Below are 1,052 nucleotides of genomic sequence, written 5' to 3'. Positions count from 1 at the left end.
CCGGCCCCCTATCCCGATCGGCTTTGTTATTCACCGTCTACGATGTCGAAACAGCAACGACCGAATTTTCCGATGCGTCGTTCAAACTGGTTGGTCGGGCAAGAATCCACGACTTAGCGTGTGACGCGATTGCATTGGTGACAAACCCGAAAAGGGCCACGAAGAACCAGAACAGTGTCGGAATCGAGCCGTCAACATATTCGGACATGTTCGAGAAAATATTGCCATGATCCATGAAGTGATGAAGCGTGTAGATCAAGGCAGGAAAGCCGCCGCCGATAATAGCAAATTGCCCAAGGCGTTGCAGCGTCGTCAGGGCCGCTTTTGTGAGTTGAATCTTACGTGACATTGGTGCTCCGATCGGGTTGGTGTGAAAGTGGCCTGACATCCGTGTGTCGCCGCGAAGATTGTATCAGGAGTCGACCGAGAACCGTTAGTGCAAATCGCCTCGTCCCGTCCAGCGCAGGCCGTGAAACCGATCGTACTGGAGTGCCTCCGTCGAATAACGGTAGCGTTGTGCGGGCGGCGGCGATTGACGTGCAAGCAAACGAAAAAGCGTGCCACCGCCGCTCCGTCACCATCGCATGGTTATTCGCCGCTTTAGTCCCCAATAGTTAGGCCGTACGGAGCCATGTCATCACAGTTGTAGTCTACCGCAACATCGGCATCGCCATTTGGTTCGCCGAGTTCGGAAGACCAGAAAATGGAGAAACCATCCTCGGAAACGATGATGTGCGGATCAGCCAAATCGTTGATGTACTGTAGGCCGTATCGTTCCTTGACGGAATCAAAGTACGCCAAGGCCGATGCGATCCAGTCGTCTAAGCCTACCTTCAGAGTCGAGATCAGTTGTGGAGTGTAGTTGCACTGTGCTTGCTTGTTGATCGTGACGTCCACCTCACCGCGAACGGACATCCAAGTAGCGAAAAAGTAGTCGCCACGATCGTCGAACTCGGGCGGCAGTGTCATCATTTTTTCAATCCAATAACGGTTGCGATCAGCGGGCCGGGAGAGTTGATTTTCCATCGGTGAAACCTCGCAAGCCCGGCTCC

The 1,052-nt window shown here is 53.6% G+C and carries 2 protein-coding genes; both read right to left on the bottom strand.

Annotated elements, in window-relative coordinates:
- Positions 1-37: 37 nt before the first annotated feature.
- Complete coding sequence (locus tag RMSM_RS26880; protein WP_144057991.1) at positions 38-349, bottom strand: hypothetical protein; 312 nt, start codon at positions 347-349, stop codon at positions 38-40.
- 251 nt (positions 350-600) lie between these two features.
- Positions 601-1,052, bottom strand: a 452-nt coding sequence (locus RMSM_RS26875; RefSeq protein WP_236622315.1) for a hypothetical protein, incomplete at its 5' end; no start/stop codon positions are given.

Source organism: Rhodopirellula maiorica SM1, from assembly GCF_000346295.1.
Classification (GTDB): Bacteria; Planctomycetota; Planctomycetia; order Pirellulales; family Pirellulaceae; genus Novipirellula; species Novipirellula maiorica.
Note: the sequence above shows the minus strand (reverse complement) of the source record. Positions and strands in the feature narration are given on the sequence as shown.

Bases quoted from the DNA above. Each gene is read 5' to 3' on its own strand.
- RMSM_RS26880 (WP_144057991.1), bottom strand. From the start codon at position 349: ATGTCACGTAAGATTCAACTCACAAAAGCGGCCCTGACGACGCTGCAA.